The 24,737-nt window shown below is 38.0% G+C and carries 21 protein-coding genes, 1 tRNA gene and 1 pseudogene; 10 read left to right on the top strand and 13 right to left on the bottom strand.

Annotated features, from left to right (window positions below; all coding sequences use genetic code 11):
* Both P4L16_03950 and P4L16_03955 read left to right on the top strand, forming a co-directional pair.
* The coding region (locus tag P4L16_03950; GenBank protein MDR3624277.1) for a hypothetical protein at positions 1-268 on the top strand (268 nt) is incomplete at its 5' end.
* Between the two features lie 95 nt (positions 269-363).
* Positions 364-1,155: pseudogene (locus P4L16_03955) on the top strand (ATP-binding protein).
* Here the strand turns inward: P4L16_03955 and P4L16_03960 are convergent.
* Entirely contained in the window at positions 1,145-2,995 is a 1,851-nt protein-coding gene (locus tag P4L16_03960) for a hypothetical protein (GenBank protein MDR3624278.1), read from the bottom strand. The pseudogene P4L16_03955 and the gene P4L16_03960 sit on opposite strands and share 11 nt — an antisense overlap.
* 122 nt (positions 2,996-3,117) lie before the next feature.
* Between P4L16_03960 and P4L16_03965 the strand changes: the two genes are divergently transcribed.
* The 3 genes from P4L16_03965 (at position 3,118) to eno (ending at position 5,306) form a co-directional block, all read left to right on the top strand.
* Positions 3,118-3,191: transfer RNA gene (locus tag P4L16_03965), tRNA-Arg, on the top strand.
* A 42-nt stretch (positions 3,192-3,233) separates the two neighbouring features.
* Positions 3,234-3,815 (top strand): peroxiredoxin, encoded by a 582-nt coding sequence (locus P4L16_03970; GenBank protein ID MDR3624279.1) that lies wholly within the window; start codon positions 3,234-3,236, stop codon positions 3,813-3,815.
* Between the two features lie 195 nt (positions 3,816-4,010).
* Positions 4,011-5,306 (top strand): phosphopyruvate hydratase, encoded by a 1,296-nt coding sequence (gene eno / locus P4L16_03975; protein MDR3624280.1) that lies wholly within the window; start codon positions 4,011-4,013, stop codon positions 5,304-5,306.
* Positions 5,307-5,391: 85 nt separating this feature from the next.
* Here eno and P4L16_03980 read toward each other — a convergent pair whose 3' ends face one another.
* Together P4L16_03980 and P4L16_03985 are read right to left on the bottom strand one after the other, a co-directional pair.
* A complete protein-coding gene (locus P4L16_03980; GenBank protein MDR3624281.1) occupies positions 5,392-5,574 on the bottom strand; it encodes a hypothetical protein in 183 nt (60 codons plus the stop codon).
* Between the two features lie 453 nt (positions 5,575-6,027).
* Entirely contained in the window at positions 6,028-6,723 is a 696-nt protein-coding gene (locus P4L16_03985; protein MDR3624282.1) for a hypothetical protein, read from the bottom strand.
* Positions 6,724-6,786: 63 nt separating this feature from the next.
* Between P4L16_03985 and P4L16_03990 the strand changes: the two genes are divergently transcribed.
* Positions 6,787-7,611, top strand: a complete 825-nt coding sequence (locus P4L16_03990) for a ParB/RepB/Spo0J family partition protein (GenBank protein ID MDR3624283.1) — start codon at positions 6,787-6,789, stop codon at positions 7,609-7,611.
* Here the strand turns inward: P4L16_03990 and P4L16_03995 are convergent.
* Genes P4L16_03995 through P4L16_04005 form a run of 3 tightly spaced genes read right to left on the bottom strand, consistent with a single transcriptional unit; the run spans position 7,598 to position 11,733 of the window.
* Positions 7,598-9,025: an efflux transporter outer membrane subunit gene (locus tag P4L16_03995; GenBank protein MDR3624284.1), complete on the bottom strand. Its 1,428-nt coding sequence runs from the start codon at positions 9,023-9,025 to the stop codon at positions 7,598-7,600. The genes P4L16_03990 and P4L16_03995 overlap by 14 nt on opposite strands.
* 14 nt (positions 9,026-9,039) lie before the next feature.
* Positions 9,040-10,584 carry a DHA2 family efflux MFS transporter permease subunit gene (locus P4L16_04000; protein ID MDR3624285.1) on the bottom strand — a complete coding sequence of 515 codons (1,545 nt, stop codon included), beginning with the start codon at positions 10,582-10,584 and terminating at the stop codon, positions 9,040-9,042.
* A complete protein-coding gene (locus P4L16_04005) occupies positions 10,585-11,733 on the bottom strand; it encodes an efflux RND transporter periplasmic adaptor subunit (GenBank protein MDR3624286.1) in 1,149 nt (382 codons plus the stop codon).
* Between the two features lie 301 nt (positions 11,734-12,034).
* Here P4L16_04005 and P4L16_04010 point away from each other — a divergent pair, with 301 nt between their 5' ends.
* Both P4L16_04010 and P4L16_04015 read left to right on the top strand, forming a co-directional pair.
* Positions 12,035-12,709: a TIGR00153 family protein gene (locus P4L16_04010; protein MDR3624287.1), complete on the top strand. Its 675-nt coding sequence runs from the start codon at positions 12,035-12,037 to the stop codon at positions 12,707-12,709.
* Complete coding sequence (locus P4L16_04015; GenBank protein ID MDR3624288.1) at positions 12,709-13,968, top strand: inorganic phosphate transporter; 1,260 nt, start codon at positions 12,709-12,711, stop codon at positions 13,966-13,968. The genes P4L16_04010 and P4L16_04015 overlap by 1 nt, the downstream gene beginning before the upstream one ends.
* A 147-nt stretch (positions 13,969-14,115) precedes the next feature.
* Here P4L16_04015 and P4L16_04020 read toward each other — a convergent pair whose 3' ends face one another.
* The 5 genes from P4L16_04020 to P4L16_04040 form a co-directional block, all read right to left on the bottom strand.
* Positions 14,116-15,516 (bottom strand): saccharopine dehydrogenase NADP-binding domain-containing protein, encoded by a 1,401-nt coding sequence (locus tag P4L16_04020; GenBank protein MDR3624289.1) that lies wholly within the window; start codon positions 15,514-15,516, stop codon positions 14,116-14,118.
* A gap of 4 nt (positions 15,517-15,520) precedes the next feature.
* Complete coding sequence (gene sthA, locus P4L16_04025) at positions 15,521-16,927, bottom strand: Si-specific NAD(P)(+) transhydrogenase (GenBank protein ID MDR3624290.1); 1,407 nt, start codon at positions 16,925-16,927, stop codon at positions 15,521-15,523.
* A gap of 119 nt (positions 16,928-17,046) precedes the next feature.
* Positions 17,047-17,742: a sulfite exporter TauE/SafE family protein gene (locus tag P4L16_04030; protein ID MDR3624291.1), complete on the bottom strand. Its 696-nt coding sequence runs from the start codon at positions 17,740-17,742 to the stop codon at positions 17,047-17,049.
* 2 nt (positions 17,743-17,744) lie between these two features.
* Positions 17,745-17,930: a hypothetical protein gene (locus P4L16_04035; protein MDR3624292.1), complete on the bottom strand. Its 186-nt coding sequence runs from the start codon at positions 17,928-17,930 to the stop codon at positions 17,745-17,747.
* Positions 17,931-17,975: 45 nt separating this feature from the next.
* Positions 17,976-18,431 (bottom strand): hypothetical protein, encoded by a 456-nt coding sequence (locus P4L16_04040; protein ID MDR3624293.1) that lies wholly within the window; start codon positions 18,429-18,431, stop codon positions 17,976-17,978.
* Between the two features lie 154 nt (positions 18,432-18,585).
* Here P4L16_04040 and P4L16_04045 point away from each other — a divergent pair, with 154 nt between their 5' ends.
* Positions 18,586-21,162, top strand: a complete 2,577-nt coding sequence (locus P4L16_04045; GenBank protein MDR3624294.1) for a glycogen/starch/alpha-glucan phosphorylase — start codon at positions 18,586-18,588, stop codon at positions 21,160-21,162.
* A 189-nt stretch (positions 21,163-21,351) separates the two neighbouring features.
* Here P4L16_04045 and P4L16_04050 read toward each other — a convergent pair whose 3' ends face one another.
* Both P4L16_04050 and P4L16_04055 read right to left on the bottom strand, forming a co-directional pair.
* Complete coding sequence (locus P4L16_04050) at positions 21,352-22,236, bottom strand: nucleoside hydrolase (GenBank protein ID MDR3624295.1); 885 nt, start codon at positions 22,234-22,236, stop codon at positions 21,352-21,354.
* A gap of 59 nt (positions 22,237-22,295) precedes the next feature.
* On the bottom strand, positions 22,296-22,601 hold the full coding sequence (locus P4L16_04055) for an NHLP leader peptide family RiPP precursor (protein MDR3624296.1): 306 nt from the start codon (positions 22,599-22,601) through the stop codon (positions 22,296-22,298).
* Positions 22,602-22,755: 154 nt separating this feature from the next.
* Between P4L16_04055 and P4L16_04060 the strand changes: the two genes are divergently transcribed.
* Positions 22,756-24,666 carry a UvrD-helicase domain-containing protein gene (locus tag P4L16_04060; protein MDR3624297.1) on the top strand — a complete coding sequence of 637 codons (1,911 nt, stop codon included), beginning with the start codon at positions 22,756-22,758 and terminating at the stop codon, positions 24,664-24,666.
* Positions 24,667-24,737 lie beyond the last annotated feature (71 nt).

Consider the following 24,737-nt stretch of genomic DNA (forward strand, 5'->3'; position numbering starts at 1 on the left):
AATGACCTTTATTTTAGGAGTGTTACCTATGTTGGTGAATCAGTTTATGTCTTTAAGATTAGAATTTTTATCTCTCATAAAGACAAAACTGTTACCTATGTTGGTGAATCAAACTGTAACCTATGTGGGTGAATTGGACCACAAATCGTTATGTATAAAAGCACTCTCCGTGTCTCTGTGGCTCCGTGTTTCATTTATTTTCGTTAGAGTCATTCCTATTCCTAATATACAACCAAAAAAACCAGCTTTAAATTTTAATGAACAATAGCTTAAGTTGTTAACAATAAACTAGTTAAAAATCGAGCTGACGTTAAATATTTAAAGGCGATAGAAGAATAGTTTCGTGTACATCCCGTTTGTGCTCTCTTAGGGCCTCGCCAGGTTGGAAAAACAACGCTTGCTAAAATATACCTTGAAAAGCATGCCAAAGAGAAGGTGTTATTTTTTGATTTAGAAGATCCAACAGATTTAGATAGGCTTGAAAATCCCATGCTTGCACTTTCTAAGCCATCTTATGATTTTATTGTTATTAATGAGATCCAACGTAGGCCCGAACTTTTTCCTGTTCTTCGTGTATTAGTTGATAAAATGCAAGGTACACAGAAAATTTTAATTTTGGGTAGTGCCTCTCGTGACCTTATCCTTCAATCTTTAGAAACTTTAGCAGGACGTATTGGGTATATAGAAGTTATGCCATTTTCTTTGGATGAGGTAGGGAAATTACCCTCTTTGTGGCTTCGAGGAGGTTATCCTAAAGCTTTTCTTGCAGCAAGTGATGAGGAGAGTTTCTTATGGCGCAAGTCTTATATTACAACTTTTCTAGAAAGAGATATTTCATCCTTGGGATTTCAGATCCCTCCTCAGCAAATGAGACGCTTTTGGTTGATGTTAGCGCATTATCATGGGCAAATATTTAACGCAAGCGAACTTGGAAGGTTAGGGGCTGAGTTGGATTTATTGATTTTAAAAGATGGAAAGCGCTTGGGTTTTGAATTTAAATACACAGAGAGCCCCAAAATCACTAAATCGATGCATATTAGCTTAAATGATCTTGAGCTAGACCATCTCTATTTTATCTACCCAGGTGAGCACGAATTTCCATTAAGCGAAAACATCTCTGCTCGTGGTATATACACAAACAAGCTCAAGAAGTAAGCTCCTGGATAGAGAACCTATAGGGAACTGTGCGCTTATCTAGTCCATAATAAGCCTTGGTGGCTTGCTGCTTGTTATGGGCATTCAAGGATAGTTGTACTTGTTCAGGATCATTTCCGCTATTGTGTATTTTCCTCTGTCTTTCAATAAGAGCGTAAAATTTAGGTACATCCTCTGAAGCTAGCATTGTTGAGAGTCGGTAAAGCTTGTCATAGCTGGTACCATAAAAGCTGTGATATTCGTTATCAATGAAATAAATACCATCTTCTGCAATGATAAAATTAGAAAGGTGTAGATCTCCATAATGTGTTGCTTCGATGACTTTTACAAGCTCCTCCATCTCTTCAAAACGAATATTGCGAGAAGAGCGTTTAATTTCTTGGGCATAACATTCAAAATCTGTTGATGATATACCTAAATTATAGCCTATAGCGTTTGGTGAATAAGTTTCAAAGAGCACTTCATCTGCGGCATGCCACCTTTCTTCTGGCTTCATGACGGCAATTTTACGAGGGACTTTGATGTGGTGCGTTTGTAATTCTTCTATTTTTTTTGCAATGCAATCTGTACCAGCAATGCGCTGAAAATAACCACCTTTTTTTCTATAGGAATTGCGCTCTGGAAGAGTATTAAACTCATCTTCTGTAAGCAAGCGCCCCTCTTTGCGCAAGTTTTTTAGATAGTTTCTAATGGTCTCTTTTGCCTGTACAGCATCCATGCTGACGCTTAAAAGGTCTACGCCAAAGGGTAAAGAGTTAGATGGAAGCCTCATACCAAGGCGGTTTAGCTTGGTAACAAGTTCTTCGTGTCCATAGATATTTGCGATAGTATATGCTTTTCTTTTTAGTTCTTCTGGAAGAGAAGAAAAAGCATCGTCTGCAAAATTTGTATTTCCTTGAAAAGCCGTTTTTAGCCAAAACTCACTTTCAGATAATACGTGTCCGCAGCGCTCCATTGCATCTAAAAGGGCATTTGCATCTCCTCCAGCGCCTCTTTGTAAAGCTATGGATAAAGCACTTTCTCCAGCTTCTGTGCAGATAGCGGCAAGTGCCGGATCTTGTTCGAGCATTAACTGAACAACTCTGGAAGGATGTTTTTTAGGTACGTCGGCATAATAATATCCCGCTCGTATCCAGTTTAAAAAGACTTCTTGTTTAGATGGTCCCCAGTCAAGGCTCAAGTTTTGTTGCTGTATCATAGAATGAATTTCTTCAAAGTATTTTTCGCATACCCGGCAAATAGCTTGTGAATCTGGAGATATTAAAGCTTGTATAAATAGTTCAAAACTTATGAGAGAGGGGATGATAGAGGAAAGATTTAGGGCAGAGTCACTTGACTCAAGCATTTTTATCAATGTAGATAATGCATCTTTAGAAGAGGGTTTATAAAGAGTTGTTCCCTTTGCTGTTTGGCAATGCTCTTTTACTAGGCGAACTTGCTTGCTTCCATTAACTTCTGTTTCCACAAAATAGAGTTTTTTCCAGTTTTCTGCGTTAAGAAGTTTGCATTGAGTACTTTCAAGAAAACTCTCTCTTATATGTTTAAAAGCAATTCTTCCCTTATGTCCTCTAAAAACTTTTTGTATGGTTATAGCTGCATGCTTTTTATGAATATAGGCTCGAAAAGCATTTTGTATGGTTGTTGCTGCTTGGCTTGTTATAGCATTATTTGGAATATTTATAGTTGCCATAGCAACAGCATCTACTCTTTGTATGAGGCCAAGCTTTTCCTTTATCCAATGAACAAGACGAGGGCCTAAGTAGCCAAATACAAATGCTAACCCCAATGTTCCAATACAAAGAGCTTTATTTTCTTGAAAGAATTGAGTTGCTGATATCATAAAATATATCTTTGTTTTTAAATTAATCAATACTATTCTAAAGGATTATTCAATAAATTACAATCAACAAATTCCTCCTTGCTAGAAATAAAAATAAGTCGTAATATGATGCCTCATTTTAGGCACCGGTAGCTCAATCGGATAGAGTACCCGGCTACGAACCGGGCGGTTAGTGGTTCGAATCCTCTCCGGTGCAGTTTTATTTTTAGAGTAAAAAGAGAATGTTAAGGAGAATATTATGAGTGTTTTAGTTGGTAAAAAAGCTCCAGAATTTTCTGTATCAGCTGTTGTCAATGGCGTAATCGTTGATAGATACTCTCTTGCAGAAGCAAGAGATAAAAATGTTCTTCTTTTTTTCTACCCTCTTGACTTCACTTTTGTTTGTCCAACAGAGCTACATGCGTTCCAAGAGCGTTTAGAAGAGTTTGAGGCGCGTAACACACAGGTTATTGGCTGCTCTGTAGATAGCGTCTATTCTCACCTCGCATGGCTTGGTACTCCAAAGAATAAAGGTGGTATTGCGGGCATTGAGTACCCTTTACTCTCCGATTTGAATAAATCAGTTGCGCGCTCTTATGATGTGCTTTCAGAAGATGCAGGCGTTGCTTATCGCGGTTTATTCTTAATCGATCAAAAAGGTTTTGTAAAACACCAAATCGTCAATGATTTGTCTCTTGGTAGGTCTGTTGATGAGGCTCTTCGTGTAATTGATGCACTTACTTTTGTTGAAAAACATGGAGAAGTGTGCCCTGCTAATTGGAAGAGTGGCTCAAAAGGTATGAAGCCAAGTGCTGAGGGTCTTCACGCTTATTTAAATTAGCCCATTTTTCTGATTTGAATAAATCTACAGTAAAAACATATAGTTTCCTTATTAGAGGAGATTTTGGGTAAGTTTTCAATTATTTTTGCGAAGTTCATATTTAAAAACTATAAACGAGTAAAAAAGATTGAAAAGTTGCCAGAAGATCCCTAAGATTGGGCAATTTAAACTCAAAACTTAGGTTAGGAGATTCTTTTGTCTTATATTCGCAGTGTTAAAGCTTTAGAAATTTTGGATTCAAGAGGCAATCCCACTCTTGAAGTAACTGTTACAACGGATTTGGGAGTAGTTGCAAAAGCAGCAGTTCCATCGGGCGCCTCTACAGGTGAGCATGAAGCCGTAGAGCTTCGTGATAAAGATCCTAAAAGGTATTTTGGAAAGGGTGTTCAGAATGCGGTAGCTCATGTAAATGGACCTATTGCAGAGCAGCTTTTGGGCATGCATGTTTTTGATCAAAGAGAAATAGACGCTCTTCTAATTAAGAAAGATGGTACAAAAAATAAATCTCATTTGGGGGCCAATGCAATTCTTGGCGCCTCTTTGGCTGTTGCAAGAGCTGGTGCTCTAACTGCAAAATTGCCTCTTTATCGCTATCTTGGTGGTGTGAATGCACATCTTTTACCATGTCCTATGATGAATATTGTAAATGGCGGAGCTCATGCTGATAACTCTTTGGATTTTCAAGAATTTATGATCAGGCCTGTTAAAGCGCCTTCTTTTAGAGAGGCCCTTCGTACGGGAGCTGAAATTTTTCATATACTAAAAGCAATCTTAAAAAAAGAGGGCTACAGCACATCTGTGGGTGATGAGGGGGGCTTTGCACCCAACATTCATACGCATGAAGAAGCTCTTGATCTTATTGTAAGAGCTATTGAAGAAGCAGGTCATACGCCGGGTAAGGATGTTACAATTGCCTTAGACTGCGCAGCTTCTGAACTTTTTGATAGGGCATGTCAAAAGTATGTTGAAAAGAAGCAAAGGATAGCAAAGAGACTCTTTAAAGAGAGAAGCTCTGATGAACAGGTAAGTTATTTAGCATCCCTTGTGGGCAAATATCCCATTGATTCTATAGAAGATGGTCTCGATGAAAATGATTGGCAAGGCTGGAAAACGCTTTCTTCTGAACTTAGAAATAAAATTCAGCTTGTTGGAGATGATATTTTTGTTACTAATCCACATTTTTTGCAAAAAGGAATTAGTCAGGGGATTGCAAATTCCATTTTAATTAAAGTAAATCAAATAGGCACGCTCACAGAGACACTAGACACAATTCATTTGGCTCAAAGCCACGGATACACAACAGTTATTTCTCATAGGTCTGGAGAAACGGAAGATGCGTTTATTGCAGATCTTGCTGTGGCAACCTCTTCTGGGCAAATTAAGACAGGATCTCTTTCCAGATCTGATCGTGTTGCTAAATACAACCGCTTGTTGGAAATTGAAGCAGAGCTTGGTATTACAGCTCGTTATCAAGATAGTAATCGTTATTAGGCTTCTTGCGTAATTACATTTACTCAAAAAATTTCAATTAAAAGAAGAGGCAGTCTATCGACCGCCTCTAGGCTTTAAGAGCATTTTAGAAGGAGACCCGAAGGCTTCCTTCGATGAGAAGAATTTCACTATCTCCTCTTGCCTCATTGAGAGACGCTCCTAGCGAAAAACCTGATTTAACAAGAAGCTCAAAAGGTAGATAGCCAAAGGCCTTCTTTTCTTTTGTAACTTCTGTATCAAGTGCGAGTATGTTTGTCTCATTACTCACAGTTACTCTCCAATGTACTGAGGACACTACATAAAGTTGGTATAATAACTACTCATTACAAAGCATTTCCTTAACTCCTCCATGTTATCAAAGAATGCATTAACAAGTTTTTTATATTACCTCCTTCAAGGTGGGTTCTCATTATTTTTTCTAATCTTGCATACGGCTACTGTTTTAAGTTGTTAACAACTTAAAGTTTAAGTATTGCAAGTCCAATTGTTAATTTAAATTAGGTAAGATGTCTTAACCTAAAATTTCAAAATCTTAAAGAGCGTGGCTTCGAGCATGACTAATAGACTTAAGTTCACCTCCCTTTTTGCTCTATCGTTCCACTATTTTTAAGAGCGAGTTCTTAATTAAAAAATAAAAAACTCTAAAACTAAAAAACCCAAAGTGGGTTGACCTAATCTGTAGCAACAAATCAAAATTTAAGCAAGAAAATATTAAATTATTTTATTTTAATTGTTGCGTAACATAATTTTCTAAACAACAAGAACCTTTTTGAAAAACCATTTGAATTTTCTGAAAGGCGCTATTGTTTTTTTCATCATCAGCAAATTTTTGCCACATTTTCCAAGTATTCGTTTCTTCTTGTGGAAGTTGTAACTCATGGTAAAGAGATGCAAGGCGTAGTAAATTACAACCGTAAAGAAGAGCATAAGAAGGCTTGTCTTTCAAATCTTCACTGAGTGATAAGGTGGAATTTAGCGCTTCTTGGTAGTTTTTTATGCCAATTAAAAGGGATGTTTCCGAATAGAGTTTGTAGGCATTATCTGTAGAGATGGATCTTTTTAGTGCGGCCTCCGCATAGGGCTTTGCTTGTAACCAATCATCTTTATAGATGAGTTCATTTGCAAGTGTTGCATCATAATATACCTGTAATCTGGAAGAGTCATTGAGCAAACTTTTTAAGTGATCAAAAGATGTAATTTCTTGAGAGTTTGCCTTTAGTTTTGCCATAGTTGCTTTTGCATCAAGAAAAGAAGATATAGACTGTTCTGGTGTTGAAAGAAAAAAGCGATAGAGTAAAAATAAGAGAGACCCAAGACCCACAGACGTATAGAGAATGGTTTTTCCCCATTTAGAGAGGAACTCTTCTAGAAAATGATTTTGTTCTAGAGGAATAGAAATTTTGTCGCTCTTGTTCATAATGATCAATCCATTATATTGTATTTGGCAGAATCATATACAAAACATAAAAAGTTGTACAGTATGGATGCAGAACTTTTAGAAATTACGGATGAATTTTGCGTTATTTCTTTGCAAAAGATACGTATTAATCCGTATCAGCCAAGAAGAATTTTTAATGATGAGGAGCTTTGTGAGCTTGCAGAATCGATAAAGTCTATTGGCTTGATTCAACCCATCGTCGTGCGCTCTCTTGAGTCTGAAACAGGATTATTTGAATTAGTCGCAGGTGAGCGCAGATTTAGGGCGTCTCAAAAAGCAGGTCTCAAGACAATACCAGCTGTTGTTAGAAAATACTCCTCTATGCAGTCTGCAGAGGCTGCCCTTATTGAAAATATGCAACGGGTAGACCTTAATCCTATTGAAATTGCAAGTGCAATTCGCTCTATTATGCTTCAGTTTGAATTGAAGCAAGAAGAAGTTGCAAATAAGGTAGGCAAAAAGCGCTCAACGATTGCAAATTACTTGCGCTTGCTTTCGCTACCAAAAGTAATTCAGGATACTCTCTCTTCTCAGAGAATATCGATGGGGCATGCAAAGGTGATTCTCTCTTTAGAACATATACATCATCAGTTGTTGCTTCATGAAAAAATTCTCAATGATTCTTTAACAGTACGAGAAGCAGAAGAGATATGTAAAAAATTGCAAACGCACTCTGAAGAGGGCTCTGCAGCTCAAAATACACATAATATTCACTTAGAAGATCTTGCAAAAAGGCTGCAAGATGCATTTGGAACAAGAGTAGACTTGATCGAGGGTAAAAAAGAAAGCGGTCGTATTACTATCCACTATCATAATTATGATGACCTTGACAGATTACTTCAATGCATGATGCTTAAGGATGGTTGAGGACGGGAAGTGTGCATTGCCAGCCACCACCAAGCGCCTTGTAAAGCAAAATAAGATGATTAGTTAATTGAATCCTGCTTTGCAGGAGATCATTTTCAGTGGTGAGTAGATCCTCTTTTGCTTGAATCACATTCAAATAGGAAACAAGACCCTCTTGGAAAATTAATTTCATATTTTTGTAAATAGAGTGTTTGTTTTCTACTTCAATTTGAAGAAGCATGTATTCTGTTTTCCCATCATTGTAGGCAATAAGAGCATTTTCTACGTCTTGAAAAGCGGTTAATATAGCCTTTATATAGTTGTAAAAGGCTTCTTGATGCTTGCCTTCCGATGATTTAACGTAACCTGCAACGTGTCCTCCAGAAAATAGTGGCCAGCTGATATTGAAGCCGTATACACTATTATTATTTACAGCATTTGCAAAAGTTTTTAGTTGCTGACTTAATTGTCCATCTGAGCCTGTTAAACCAAGTTTTGGGAAGTATTCAGCCACGGCAACACCCACATTTGCTGTTGCTTCCATAAGTTCTCGCTCAGCTTGTCTGACATCTGGCCTTCTGAGAAGCAGGGTAGATGGAAGGCCTATGGGAATATTGCAAGGAAGAGATGGCATAGGATGCTGGACTGAAAGAGCACAATTTAAGCTTCCTGGAAGTTTTCCAAGAATAAGGGCAATGCGATTTTCTGTTTGAAGAAGATTTGTTCTTAACCCAGGTATGTTTGCTTCCATATCTGCAAGGGATGCTTTTGCTCTGGCAACATCGACATTGCTTGCAAGAGCTTCATTTTCTTCTGATTGTTTCATGAAAAGCTTTTCTTTTTGCAATTCGACCATTTGGTTCATGATGCAGAGTTGTTCTTGTATTCCTCGAAATTCGATATAGTTTCTTGCTGTTTCTGAAATGAGCGAAATTAATACAAGGCGCGACTTTTCAACATGAGACCCATAGTTTGCAAGAGAGGATTCGATGGATCTTTTTCTTCCCCCAAAAATATCTAATTCCCAGATGGCATCAAAGTGCGCATCGTATAGGGCGTAGCTTTGATCTATTGTAAGATAGGGAAATGATTGGCTTAAAGCAAATTGTTGCGCACCTGCGGACAAATCAATACGAGGGAACATAGGAGCCTTTGTTGCTACATAAAGGCCTCTTGCATAGCGTACCTTTGCAAGGGCTATCTTGAGATCCAAATTACATTTAATGGCTTGGGTGATTAAATAATTGAGCATAGGATCATGAAATGTACTCCACCACTCAACCCAGGGCTCCTTTTGATACTCTTGACAAGATTTTTCTATCCAACGCTCTGGAATTTGCACTTTTGGTCTTTCGTAATCAGGTCCAACGGTGCATCCATGTAAAAAAAGAAGTAATGTAAGAGTCATAATAATGAATGTCAGACTTTTTTTCATGATCGTTCCCTATTTTACTCCAGAGGTAGTGCAGTGTGGGTATTATCAGTGGGCTTAGTAAGCCAAATGATAATAGCAATTAGAACAAAGCTAAACATGACCAACATAAAATAGTCGTTTATGGCAAGTGTATAGGCTTGTTTAATGGTTTGATTATAAATCCATTCAAGGCCAGAATTTCCTGGCATACCTGCGTCTTTTAAAGTATTAAGTGTTGCATCTACTTGGCTATTAGAATTATTGATAGAACCTTTTAAGTTGTGGTAATGAAATTTTTCTCTTATTTGAAAAACTGCAACACCAATGGAAGATCCAATAGCAGCTCCTAGTACTCGAAAAAAACTCAACAAGCTCATGGCATTTGGTAGCCTATCTTTTGCAATATTAGAGACAGCTATAATTGTTGTTGGGGCAATTGTAAAGCTTATGGCTATTCCTAGCATAATTCTGGGAGGTAAAAGTGATGTAAATGATGCTTCTGTATTATATAGAGATGCAGTATATGCGGCTATTACGAAAAATATGCAGCTTAACGTCATTAATATTCTCAAGTCTACTTTTGAAGTAAAGAGGCCAATTATGGGGGCTCCAAAAAGTATAAATAGAGCAGATGGCATGATTGCAAGGCCTGTCCAAAATGCATTGTATCCTAATTGAGTCTCTAGCCATAGAGGATAGATGATAATGGATCCATATATTGCAACATAGGTTAATAATGTAACAATATTCATTAGAAGAAAATTTCGCATCTTATACAGGGTAAGATCGATGATGGGTTTTTTAGAAGTTAGAGTCCATATGATGAAAAGAGCAAGAGTTATAACACCAACACAAAATAGTAAAATGATGGCGTTAGATTGAAACCAGCCATCATCATTGCCTTGGTCTAGAAATAATTGAAGGGAAGCGACACCCAGTACAAGTAAAATAAGTGCCGTTATGTCTATTGGATTTTTTATGATTTTTGTCTTATGATGCCTAAGGAGTACGAGGTTCATGAAAAGGCTTAAAATACCAATGGGTAAATTGATATAAAAAATCCATCTCCAGCCGATTGTGTCGGTGATTAATCCTCCAAGGATAGGTCCAAGAATAGGTCCTGCAACTGCAATCATCGACCATAATGCAATGGCAATGCCCTTTTTTGCTTCTGGGAAGTTTGCAAGTAATAAACTTTGTGAAAGAGGCATTAAAGGACCTGCACACACGCCTTGTAGAACACGAAAAAAAACAAGCATGTAAAAGTTGGATGCAAACCCGCAAGCTGCAGATGTTATAATAAAGAAGAGAATCGATGTTGTAAAAACTTTAACCTCACCAAATCGATTGGATAAGTAGCCAGATATGGGTATGATGATAGCAGAACCTATAGCGTAAGAGGAGATAACCCATGCTCCATTGAAAGGAGACTCTCCAAGTGATCCTGTAATGTCTGGAAGAGCAACGTTTGTAATTGCTAAGTCGAGCACGTCCAAAAATGTAGCAAGGCCTATAGAGATACAGAGTAAAAATAGATGAGTATTTGTAAGTTGCGTTGTAGAAGGCTTTACACGATCCATTTAAAGCCCTAAGTTTTGTTGAATAATCTTGCTGATTTCTATATTGATGAGTTCTAATTGATCACTGTAAATGGATGTGAGTAGTATAGGTTCTGTTGTTTGTTGTTGAGGTTCAGTTTTGGGCTTTGTTTTTTTTACTGTAGCATTCATAGATAGGCCAAGTAAGAGAGGATACTTTTCTAAATTATCCTTTTCTAATGTGATGATGACAGGAACGCGTTGAATGATTTTAATCCAATTGCCAGTTGCATTCATTGCAGGAAGTAAACTAAAGCTGCTCCCTGTTCCTGGAACTATGCCATAAACGATTCCTTTATATTTGACATCATGTCCATATAAATCAGATGTTAGATTTACAGACTGTCCTGGAGATATGCCTTCTAGATCGGTCTCTTTAAAATTTGCTGTAACCCATATCTGAGATAGGGGTATGATGGACATAAGATCTCTTCCGGGCCCCACAAAATCCCCTACTTGAGCAGATCTCTTTGCAACAAAACCATCTACAGGGCTCAAGAGTTCTGTATGAATGAGATTGAGGTAAGCTTGCTGTACATTGCTTTTTGCCTGTAGTACGAGTGGGTGGGTGACGACAGAGGTACCATCTACTTGAGAAAGTGCTTCATATAAATGAATGTGTGCAAGCTCTGTGCTACTTTGAGCGACTTGTAAGTCGGTATAGGCGTTCTCTTCTTTCTCTAAGGCAATTGCTTTTACTTGACTTAAGTTTCTTCTGTGGATGTAGTCGAGATTTGCTTGATGAAGTTTTGCTTCTTGAAGTGCTAAATTAGATTTTGCTTGATCTACTTGTAAAAAAAGTTGCGCAGTTTGCCGTACAGAGGATGCAAGAGATGCTTTTGCTCTTTCTAATTCTATTTTGGCATTTGTGTTGTCGAGTTTAATGAGTAGTTGTCCTTGGCGTACCTTATCTGCATAAGTCACAAAAATATCGGTGATAACTCCTGTAGTTTGAGGAGAGATTTGGACAATATTGCCCTCTACGTAAGCATCATCTGTAGAGATATACTTTCTTTCAAAAATAACCCAATAAATCAAATAGATTAAAATACATGCAAAGATAACTATGAGTAGGTTTTTTATCCATTTTTTACGTTGCTGTAATAAGGGTGTTTTATCTTCTATTCCCACAAGCATGCACCTAAAAATTAATTTATTTAAACTGCTTGTTATATAAAATTATTATTTATGTAAAAAGCTTTTTCGATTAATCTCGCATTTAATAACCTGAGTTTTGAGTTTAAATGACTCAAGGTTAGAGGGGATTCTAGATAAATTTTCAATCATTTTTGTGAAGTTCATATTCAAAAACTATAAACGAGCAAAAAAGATTGAAAAGTTGCCAGAAGATCTCTAAGATTGAGTAATTTAAACCCAAAACTCAGGTTAATAATAAATATTGGCTAAAATCAGAGCGTAAAATGGTGTATAGATGCTTAATATTTTGAAATTATTTGGACAGTCTCCTTTTTCTCCTCTTCAATTGCATATGCAAAAAGTTGCAAATTGCGTTGGAAAGATAAAGGAAATTTTTTTGGCGCTTGCTGATGAGGATTATGCAAGAGTTGAAAAGCTTGCAGCGCAAATTTCTGAATTAGAACATGAAGCAGATCTTACAAAAAATGATATTCGCAACCATTTGACAAAGGGACTTTTTCTATTAATTGATAGAAGAGATTTACTTGATATTCTTTCCATTCAAGATAGCATTGCAGATAAAGCAGAGGATATAAGTGTTCTTTTAACAATTAGAAACCTTAAGATGGAAAGTGTATTTCAGCCCCACTTTAATAACTTTTTAGAAAAAAATATTGAGTCCTTTCAGAGTATTTTACAAGTGATTCAGGAGTTAGATGAGCTTTTAGAAACCTCATTTGGTGGACTTGAAGCAGAGAAGGTTAAAAAAATGGTTGAGCATGTAGCTTATCTAGAACATGAAGCGGATTTATTACAGCTACAGCTTTTAAAGCGTTTATTCAATAGTGAGAAAGATCTTGCCTACCCTGTGTTTCAACTTTGGTTGAAAATTTTTGAAGAGATTGGATCTCTTTCAAACCTATCAGAGAGATTAGGTAATCGTATACGTATGTTGTTAGAAGTAAAATAATGATAGGGCATGAAGGATTTATATTAGTTTTAGCGCTTATTCTAGGCTTTTATCTTGCCTGGAATATAGGTGCTAATGACGTTGCAAACGCCATGGGAACATCTGTGGGTTCTGGCGCATTGACACTAAAGAGAGCAATTATTATCGCGGCTCTTTTAGAATTTTGCGGGGCCTTTTTTGTAGGAGCACATGTTACTGAGACAATAGAAAAAGGTCTTATTAACACAGAGCTTTTTTATCAAAATCCCAATGTTTTGCTCTACGGTATGCTCGCATCCTTGCTCGCAACGGGTGTTTGGTTGCAAATTGCTTCCTATTTTGGCTGGCCCGTCTCTACAACGCACTGCATTATTGGCTCTGTTGTTGGTTTTGGACTGATTCTTGGGGGTGTGGAAGCTGTTGAGTGGACAAATCTTATCATCATTGGTACAAGCTGGGTTTTGTCTCCATTGATGGGAGGTATTTTATCATTTGGAATTTTTACTCTCTTAAGAAGATATATCTTTTATTCAAAAAACCCTGTGCGAGCAACTAAGCGGATTGCTCCCATTCTTGTTTTTGGCGTATTTTCTATATTGAGCCTCGTAGTCCTTTTCAAGGGACTTACGCATCTTGATATCCACCTTGATTTTTTAGAAGCGCTTGGTATTTCGGTAGGCATGGGGATTGTTACTGGCTTACTGACGTATATACTTTTGCGCTCGCTTAAAGATAAGGAAGATGCAGATGTATCTATGGACGGTACTGAATATGCTGTTGTAGAGAAAATTTTTATCCCCCTTCAAATTGTGAGTGCCTGTTGTATGGCATTTGCGCATGGGGCAAATGATGTTGCCAATGCAATTGGTCCTCTTGCGTCTATCGTTTCTATTTTACACACGCATCAGTCTATTATGAGCGCAGAAATCCCCACATGGATTTTGGCCTTGGGAGGTCTTGGCATTGTTGTAGGCCTTGCAACTTGGGGGTGGAGAGTCATAGAAACAATTGGCAAAAAACTTACAGAGCTTACGCCCAGCAGAGGGTTTGCAGCGGAATTTGGAGCTGCAACTACTATTTTACTTGCCTCAAAGCTCGGTCTTCCTGTTTCTACTACACACACACTTGTAGGATCTGTTCTTGGAGTTGGCCTTGCAAGAGGTATTGGGGCTCTAAACCTGGGCATGATCAGAGAAATCGTACTCTCATGGGTTGTGACAATTCCCGTTGGAGCACTTCTCTCCGTTCTCTTTTATTACTGCTTTGCCTTTTTTATCTAATAGACTTCTTGCGTAATTATACACATCGTTAATGAAGAGTTTTACGTGTCCGTGTCCGTGCCTATGCGGACACGGGCACGTATAAACAATTCTTCAACTTGTTTGTGTATAGATTCAAGGTTATTTAATTTTTCATTCAACGTGAGGCTATTGTTTAAGCAAAAATTCTGTTAGTTGCCATTTTTTAGCAAATTCTGGATGAAAGCTTGCTTTTGTAGAAAGGAATGTTCCAAGATAGGGTTTTGCAATAGTTAGGATGAATTCGTGGTCTAAATCATCTGGCACACAGAAGCCTAAACGAGGGTGTGTTATAGCAAACACCATGGCAGCAACAACACCTATTGCAACTTGTACTGTTGTTGCACTTTGGTGTGGAACGAGTTTTCTTGCTGCATCAATATCTAATATGCTTCCAATCCACCAGGAGTCAAAGTCATGACCCATCAGTAGACAGCCAAGTTCATCATGGCCAGAGATGATTTCGTCATTGAGAATACGTGTTTTGGGGGTGGATTTCCAGTTTGTTTTTTCTAGGTCTTGCAAGGAAGTTACTGCATCGTTGCAAAGTTGATAGGCATAGTGAACAGTTGGTCTGTAAATAGCTTTTCCATTTTCATAAACAGAGAGTTTTTTGCATAGAGTGTAAGACTCCCCGTGGCGAATGATCATGCCAATAATAGGGCCACTTGGAACCCAAGATCGGACAAAGGAATTACAGCCTCTAGTTTTTAATAAGATCTGATGCTTAAGTCCTGTGGTATGCTCTAATCCATGCTCTGGAAGCGCCTCTTCGTGAGTGCCAAAGCCAACTTCTGCAGGTGCTGCGCCCTCTTCGATAAGTCCATCACAGCTCCATGTGTTGATAAATTCATAAGAAGCTTTTGGGATAGATGAGATTTGAGTATCTTTTTCTGAGATATGAATGACTTTTACGTTTTCAACTTGTGCAAGTAGAGCAAAATCTTTTTCTTGTAGAGCTTTTTCTAGAAGAGCTTTTTTTGAAGGATTCATTTTTGTTTGCAAAAGTTCTTTAGCAATATCTAACAGAGCTTGTTTTGCAAAATGCGAGACAAGACCTGGATTTGCTCCATGCTCGATGATGGCAGTAGGGCCGCTATGTTTCCATGTCTTTATCATTTGTTCTAGTTTAATATGTCTTAAATAAAGAGATTGTTCGTGAAAATTTTTGATGTGAGTAATGTCATCTTTGCCCCAAATTTCTATGGAGGTATTGACAAAGAGTATATCTTGCTCATGACACCATTGAATGAGTGCGCAGGTATCGATACCAACAGACAGATCTAAGAGCAGGTCACCTTTACTTAAATAGGAAGATAAGAGAGCTTGATAGTTTTCTTTGGTAACTTGGCTTTGTACATAATTGACGCCTTTATTAAGGCTATCTTGGATGGTATTTTTTTTATCTAGACAGTCTAGTACAGTAATTTGGGAAGGATTTATTGAAATGTGCTTAAATAGGAGAGGAAGGACACACTGAGCTACACTTCCACAGCCTATAATAAGAATATTCCCTCCAAATGTTTCCATAAGTTTAATCCTTCACTTTGTGCCCAGAGAGGTTGCCAAGGCCATCATAGGATGCGTACTTATAAAGATCGTGCAGTGTTGGGTAGTTAAATACAGTGGATATAACATGCATGACTGTTTTTTTGTTTTCTACAAGAGAAAGTCCGTAGTGAATGATTTCTGTTGCAAGAGGGCCTATGACATGAACGCCGCGAACTACTAGATCGTCTCTGGTAAAAATGATTTTCATGATGCCCTCGACAGCTCCCATGATTTTACCTCTGGCCATATCGCCATAGCGCGCTCTTCCAACGCAATAGTTCATCTTTTTTTCTATAGCTTCTTCTTCTGTAACACCTACCATAGATACTTCTGGAACTGTGTAGATACCGTAAGGAATCACTTTTGCAAGGTTGTCTAAGTCACCTGTGTTAAAAATATGGGTGACTGCAACTCTTCCCTGATCCATGCTTGTACTTGCAAGTGCTGGAAATCCGATGACATCACCTACAGCGTAGATGTGGGGTACGTTTGTACGGTAGTGGTCATCTACTGTCAGCTGCTCTCTTTTTCCAACAGTGATACCAGCTTTTTCGCATTGCAAGTCTTTTGTATTACCATTTCGTCCAGCAGCAAAGAGGAACATATCAACGTGTAACCATTTACCACTTTCAAGACCTATCCTTAAAAACTCCCTGTCAGAATCTGGTAGATTGATAGATTTTACAGATTCATTAAATAGAATTTCTGTGTCATCTTTTTCCATGCTATGAATCAGGTTGCTTGTAATTTCTTTGTCAATGAAGGGTAAGATCGCATCTGTTCTGTTAATCAAGTAAACTTTGGAGCCCATTGTTGCAAATATGGTGACATATTCACAGCCAATGACACCGGCCCCTACGATGCAGATAGATTGAGGAATTCTTGTGATATCTAAGATAGTATCAGAGTCATGGACTCTCTTGCCATCAAAGGGAATATCTTGTGGGTGAAAGGGGTAAGAGCCTGTTGCTATAATGATAGATTCACCATAGATGGTGTTGGAGGCTTCTCCCGTTATTTTGACTGTATGAGAGTCTTCAAAGCTTGCAATGCCTTTGTAGATATCCACTCGGTGTCTGTTTAAGTTACGGTGTACTTCATCACCCTCAGATGTTACTACGTAGTTTTTTCTGAACATGAAATCATCAACGGTTGCTTGATGTTTAAGAGTTCGGTCTACGCCAAACAATCCTTTTTCATATTTTCCTGAGAAAAATAGGGCCGTTTCTTTCAAGGTCTTTGAGGGAAGAGTGCCTGTATTAATTCCTGCGCCACCAAAGCGCTTTTCTTTTTCAATGATGGCAACGCGTTTGCCAAAATAAGCAGCTTTTACAGCAGCTTTTTCCCCGGCAGGACCAGAGCCAATTACGATGAGGTCATATTTTTCCATGTGCAACTCTCCTGCTTATATGGTTATAATTAAATATTAGATCATAATATCTGGCAATAATTATACACAAATAAGTTCAAAAATCAATTCTTGAACTTATTTGTGTATAGTAACTTGAGTTAGTAAATGCTGATGTGGAAAAGAGCATCATTTGGTGTAATGGATAAATGTTCAATGATTTGAAGGTCGGCAAGCCCACGTAAGAGAGCAAATGCTGCAACGAGTAAGAGAGCAGATCCCATGATCCATTTATAGCGTTTTGATAACGTAAGTAGCTTATAGGATGCCTTCATCGTAATCCAAAGAGAGGGCGTCGTCAATAGGGCAAAAACCAAGCCATTTAAAGCGCCTAAAAAAGGGTTTGCGAGGAGAGCAGAAATAGAAAAAACCATGAGGCTTTGGCCACAAGGCAGTAAAACTGTTGCAAGGCCAAAGCAAAAGACAGCTGAAAAATTGGGCTTAAGGATGAGCAGGGAAATTTTTTGGTTGAGATGGCTCAATAGGTGAGTTAATTTTTTTGATCTTGGAAGAGAAAAAGAAGTTAAATATCTAAAAGACATAAGCAATAGAAATGAGCCAAATAATAAGCTTGTAATAGCTGATATGTGAAATTGATGCAAAAATAGTTGCACTCCTGCCCCTATTTCTCCTGCAAGCATGCCAGCAAGAGAAAAGGAAGAGAGCCTTCCAAGAAAGTAGGCATGACGGTAGGGGTGTTTTGCAAGAAGCATGGTAAGTGGGCCGCACATGCCCATGCAGTGCAAGTTTCCAAGCAAATAAACAGGAGTCATGGATAAGATATAAGCTATTTCCAAACCTATTCTGCCTTTGCTTTTTGATTTAATTCATAGCGCAATCTCTGAAGTTGTCCAGCATCTATGCCAGTAACCCCCGATTTTCTAGTTGTTGCAATGAATGTTGTTAGAGCAAATAGCAGAAAAAATGTTCCACAAGAAACCCAAAAAGCAAGGACCCACCACTGTAGTTTTTTCTCTTTAGCCATTCGAGGGATTTTGTCCTAGAAATGTAAGAGCTGTCAAGAAAAATCCTATAATTTACAAGTTAGGAAATTTGTCTGTAAGGAGAATTGCTCGGTAATTATTTGAGCTGCCAAACTACTTACCCCGCTTATTACATCTTGCATGTTCTCTGAATTTAGCGTTCCTGCTTTAGCCATATCTTGCGTAACTTGCAACAATGCTTGTTCATCTTGGATTACTTTTTCATTTAGAGCATTCATTTCTGGTTGTAGACGGAGCAGTTCTAGTCGAGCTCTTGAGGCACATTCTCTAGCTGGTTGTAGCCCTGGAGGTGGCTTATCCTGTGATACAATCTTTAATCGCATTGCAGTGGTAAAAATGCTTTCTAATCGATCAACTTGTTCGCTAGCGTTTCCAAATATATTTTGGAATTTTCTGTATTCTGATAGAATGGGGCTTTGAATAAAAGCATTATAAGAAGTTTCAAATTGTGTAGCTGTTTCTAATAAAATATTAATAGACATATTTTTCCTTATATTATTTATGTAAATTGGTTGTGATTGTACTAATTCATTTGAAAAAAGTCATCTTGTATTTGATGTATCTTTAATAGAGATTGCTAAAAAAATCTTCAAGAGATTACAGATTATTTAATTAGATTTTTTAGGAGTCGTTATTGTGGATCCAAGCCCAGAGTTTATAGAGCTGCAAGCAGGTAATTTGGTTGCCAAAATTAAGCACTACCTCATCACTACCATGGGACGCGTTGAAGAGGAGGCCTCTTGCGAGGAGCTTTATCGGGCAGTTTCCTATGCGCTCAGAGAAGAGATCATGATGCAGTGGACAGCAACGACGCATACATATACTGAAAAAGATGTAAAAATGCTCTACTATCTTTCGATGGAGTACCTTCCAGGAAGGCTTTTAAGTAATAATATTACTAATATGAAAGCGAATCCATTGATCAACAGAGTGATGAAGAAGTTAAATCGAACGCTTTCTGGTTTGATGGAGTGTGAGTCGGATCCAAGCCTTGGAAATGGTGGTCTTGGGCGCTTGGCTTCTTGCTTTTTGGATTCTCTTGCAACGCAGCACTATCCAGCGCAAGCTTATGGCCTTCGTTATCAGTATGGAATATTCGAGCAAGAGCTTTGGGAGGGCATGCAAATTGAAAGGCCAGATTGTTGGCTCCTCTATGAAAATCCATGGGAATTTAGACAGGATTTGCACGCGCGTAATGTACGGTTTTCTGGAAGAACAAATACGCAGCGTCGCACAGACACTGAGTGCGCATCTTTGGAGCATTACGACTATGATGAAGTAAGAGCACTTCCCTATGATTTGCCTATTATGGGGTATAGTGAATCGGACCTATTCTCTGTTGTAACGCTTAGGCTATGGTCTACAAAGGAGTCTCCAAGGAATTTTCGATTACAAAAATATAATGCAGGAGAAATTGACCAGGCAGCAGAAAACACAACTCTTACAGATGTTTTATACCCCAATGACAATCATGAAATGGGCAAAAGGGTGCGCTTGAAGCAAGAATATCTTTTGGTGTCTGCATCTCTACAAGATATCATCCACCAATACCTTGCCATACATAAAGACTTTACCGGGTTTATGGACAAGGTACGCATCCAGATTAATGATACACACCCTTCTTTGGTGATTGCAGAAATGATGTGGCTGCTTACAAAGGAGTATGGACTATCTTGGGACAATGCTTGGCAGACAACACAGGCTTGTACGAGTTATACGAATCACACTGTTTTGAAGGAGGGCCTAGAGGAATGGAATGAGAATCGTCTTCGCACCCTGCTTCCTTGTCAGTACCATATGATAGAGCTTCTAAATCAAAAATTTTGCAATCAAGTACGTGCTAGATTCCCGGGGGATGAAGAGCGTGTCAGGCGCCTTTCTATTATCGAAAGCGGTAATGTGCGTATGGCAAATCTTGCAATTGTTGGTTCGCATTGTGTAAATGGTGTTGCAAAGTTGCATTCAAAGATTCTTAAGGAAAACCTATTTAAGGAATTTTGTGAGCTCTATCCAGGAAAATTTATCAATGTAACAAATGGTGTTACACAAAGGCGCTGGCTTTTAAATTGCAATCCATTACTTGCAGAGTTTATCATAAAACGCATTGGAAGAGGATGGATTGTAAATTTTCCAGAGCTGCAAAAGCTTGCAGCATTTGCAAATGATCCTGAAAGTCAGCAAGAATTTTTAGCTATCAAACATAAAAATAAACAAGCTTTTAGTGAATTTGTACACCTACATAATCGTTTGAGAGATATTAATGGGCACTTCTTGAAGTATTCTGTAAAGCTTGATCCAAATTCTCTCTTTGATGTACACATCAAGCGTATTCATGAGTATAAAAGACAGCTTATGAACATACTACATGTGATCATGGTTTATCAAGAGCTGCAAGAAAACCCAAGCGCAAGAATTATTCCAAGAACTGTTATTATTGGAGGTAAGGCAGCAGCTGGCTACTTGATTGCAAAACAGATCGTTCAGTTGATTTATGCAGTTTCAAGAAAAGTCAATCAAGACCCACTTGTCAATGGTGCTTTAAAAGTTGTTTTTTTTGAGAATTACAATGTTTCAAGAGCTGAGATGTTGATTCCTGCAGCAGATCTTTCAGAGCAGATATCGACAGCTGGCATGGAGGCCTCTGGCACGGGAAATATGAAATTGTCCATCAATGGGGCTCTTACAATAGGTACAAATGATGGTGCAAATATTGAAATGCGAGAAGAAATTAAGGATCAGTGGTGGCCATTTGCATTTGGCGCATCAAGTGAAGAAATTGCTTTAATGCAAGCTGTGCGTAGTTATAATCCATGGGAAGTGTGCGCTGCAAATCCTAAAATTAAAAAGGCTGTAGAATCACTCCACGATAGAACTTTTGCTCAATTTGACATAGAGCATCAAGCTTTTACAGAGCTTTATTACCATCTCTTAGAAAGTCAGCATGGAAAGCCAGCAGATAGTTATTTTGTCTTAAAGGACTTGGAAAGCTATGCTGAAACTCAAAAAAGAGTAGAAGCTCTTTTCTTGAATAAGGCTAGCTGGGCAGAATACGCCATTCACAATATTGCAGGAATGGGTAAATTTTCTTCGGATGAGTCGATTAAACAGTATGCAGAAAAGATTTGGCAACTTGCGCCTTGCCCACCTGATGAAAAGATTTTGGCTAAAGTTCGCGAAGAGTATTCTGAACACGATAAGTGTCGCATACTCTAAAGAGAGTTGCTCTTGCGCTGCAAATCATGCTTTGGAATACCCTATGGCAGGGCGACGCCCTGAAATTATGTATACACACATTTTAGGCTGAAAACCAACATGGATACTATAACGCAGGCCTTCAGTTTTTATAATACATGGCGATGAATAAGTAAAGATAGGTCATAAAACGGAAGTTTATCGTTAAAATTACAACTGTCTTAGAAGCTTGTAAAATTGCTCTTTTGAGAAGGATGTTGCGCTATAGACGCACCTTGTCCCTTTTTCATTGGGCCACGCTATTTCATGCCATGTTGCTAGTTGAGGGTGTATCGCTAATATTGCTGTTGTTACATCCCACAAGTAGTATTTTTTTGTATGATTATTTAAAACATTCGAAAGAAGCTCTGTTGTAAATTGAGCTTCTGGTGTATTGGGTAATTCTTTCTTAAACTGTTCTAGCCATGGTTGAGTCACTTGGTGTACGCCTGCTTCTTTGTCAATTAAATAAACAGGAATGTTGCTATCAAAAACAATGTGAGCAGCTTTTAAGTCTAAAAAAATAGAATCTGGAAAATATCCTTGAGGCTTATTTGGAGAGTGGGCTGTCATAAATAATGCATCGATCTTTTTTGTAATTAAAGGCTCTTTTGCAACAGCTTTAGCTAAACTTGTAATGGGTGAGAGAGCAATGATTAACACTTTTTCTTTGGAGTGTTTCAGAGTTTGAATAATAAATTGCTCGGCAGAGCTCTTCTCTAATTTAGAAGGACTTTTTGGTAAAGTGACTTCAAAGAGGGCGTTAATTCGTTCTTTATATTTGCTTGGAATCCCTTGTGAGGGTTCAAGAGGCTCTTTTGCTCCTGCAATGACAGGAATGTTATTTTTCTTTAATAAGCCTAAGAGGTCCAAAACGTTTTGAGTATTATAGGGCAAATCACTCCAACCATCGCCCTCTACAATAATTCCTTTGATGCTTACATCTTCTTGGTGCAAAAGCCATGTGATGGCGATCAAATCATCGAAATCGGCATCTGTTGTAACCAATATATCTTTCGCATAAAGAGTAAGCTGCCAAATCAGTAATAAAAACAAACACTTTTGAAAATATAGCATTTATACACAAACCAATTCTTGAACTTGCTTGTGTATATTTAGAAGAAGAGATCTGAAGGTGGAATGCCAGCATTTATTAAACCTTGATAATCTGAACCTAGATCGCCACCGCTAATGCCTGCAAGTTGTTGTTTGGAAAAGGCATGTTTCTCTGGTAGTATAAAATAAGTTGTCTCTTTTGTGTTTTCAACAATTTTAGGTGTAATTTCTTTAGGTAGATGAATGCCATGCTCTTCCATCACTTTTTTAGGATCATGTAATAGGCGCTTTTTGAAACTCTCATCGTGCATTGCTTTTGTAACGATTTGCAACCATGAATTTGTGGATGTTTTTTTCTTGTCCATAATGATCTCCTTAATCTTTAGATTTTCAACTTAATTTTACTATATTAAATAAAAAAAATATTATCAACTTAAAAAGTAGGGTGATGCTTTGTTTAATATGAGTATATGCTGTATTCTCTATCGTTGAGTAAATCTAACTTTATGGAGTTCTTGCATGTCGCAAGTATTGAATCAAGAGCAGTTTATAGCCGTTCAGCATTTGACGGGCCCCCTATTAGTTCTTGCAGGAGCAGGATCTGGAAAGACGCGTATTGTTACGTATCGCATTGCTAATTTAATCAATCAAGGCGTTGCACCCTCTTCCATTTTGGCTTTAACATTTACGAATAAGGCTGCAGGAGAAATGAGAGAGCGTGTTCATAAGCTCTCTTTGGCATCTGTTACAATTTGTACCTTTCATAGTCTGGGAGTGCGTGTTTTAAGAGAGTGCATCGATGTTTTTGGATACAGTAAGAATTTTCTTATCTATGATGAAGATGATTCTAACCGTGTTTTAAAGGGATGCTTAGATATTCTTGGGCTAAAAGATAAGGAATTTTCTGCAAAAGTCTTTAAGGGTCTTATTTCTAATGCTAAAAATCAGCTCATTGGCCCTGAGGATGTTTCTTCTGGCGCAACTCCTGTTGAACAATGGTTTCCAGAGGTATATAAAGCTTATCAGGCAAAGCTCAAAGAGTACAATGCATTGGACTTTGATGATCTTCTTTATGTGCTCGTCAAGATCTTTCAAGCTCGCAAAGATGTTCTAGAATACTATCAAAATAAATGGCAGTTTTTGCTTATCGATGAGTATCAAGATACAAATGAGGCGCAATACAGACTTGCTCGTTTGCTCGTTGAAAAGACGCACAATATTTTTGTTGTAGGCGATCCAGATCAATCGATCTATTCCTGGAGAGGAGCAAAAATTCAGAATATTTTGAATTTTCAAACAGATTATCCAGGAGCTAAAATTGTGCGATTGGAGCAAAATTATCGCAGCCAAAGTAATATTTTAGAGGCTGCCAATGCACTTATTCGTAATAATCAAGGCAGATTGGAAAAGAATTTGTGGAGCGCTCTTGGAAAAGGAGAAAAGCTCTCTTTGCACATCACAGATGATGAGAGAAGCGAGGCAAGTTTTGTTGTAAATCAGATCTTGGAGCATAAACAAAATAGAAATACTTCATTAAATGATATTGTTGTGTTTTATAGGACAAACTTTCAGTCTCGCGTATTTGAAGATGCTCTTCTTAGAAGGCGCATCCCTTACATCATTGTTGGAGGTATCTCTTTTTATCAGAGAAAAGAAATTAAAGACATTTTAGGTTTTTTACGCCTTATCCATTCCCCGTTTGATTTTGTTTCTTTTGAAAGGACAATTAATATACCTAAAAGAGGTTTTGGAGATAGTACAATCGATAAGCTTCGTTTATTTGCTCAGCAAGCCAATCTTTCTATATTAGACGCTTGCCATAAATTAATTACTGAAGGCAGCCAGATAGGTATCAAGCTCAATAGTAAACAAAAAGAGAGTCTTCAGGAGTATTTAAGCTTATTTCATGAATTTAAGACGTTTCACGGTCCGTTGCAAGAGCTTGTCTCTTTTGTTATTAGAAAAAGCCGCTACCTAGATTACTTGAAAGAAGACGCTGAAACGTATAATGATAGAAAAGAAAACGTGGATGAGTTGCTTGCAAAAGCAAGAGAGTGGGAGCATTCTATGGAAAATGCGACGCTTGCAGACTTTTTGGAAGAACTTTCATTAAAGTCTACGCTAGATGAAATGGATGCCTCTCAAGAAAAAGTGCATCTGATGACCATTCATAATGGCAAAGGCTTAGAATTTAATGTAGCCTTTTTGGTGGGCATGGAAGAAGATCTATTTCCTCATGCCAATGCAAGGGGTAGTTTTGAGGCATTAGAAGAGGAGAGAAGGCTTTGCTATGTTGGAATGACGAGGGCTAAAAATCATCTCTATTTAACAGCTGTGCAATGCAGGTATTTGTGGGGCACTACAAGGTATATGAAGCCAAGTAGATTCCTTTTTGAAATTCCAAGGGAATATACACAAACCAATTCTTGAACTTGTTTGTGTATACATTCAGAAGGTGGGCCTTGTTTGGACTTAAACATTTATTGTGTATAAATCGAGTA

It is taken from the genome of Chlamydiales bacterium (genome assembly GCA_031292375.1).
Lineage (GTDB): Bacteria > Chlamydiota > Chlamydiia > Chlamydiales > VFKH01 > JARLHF01.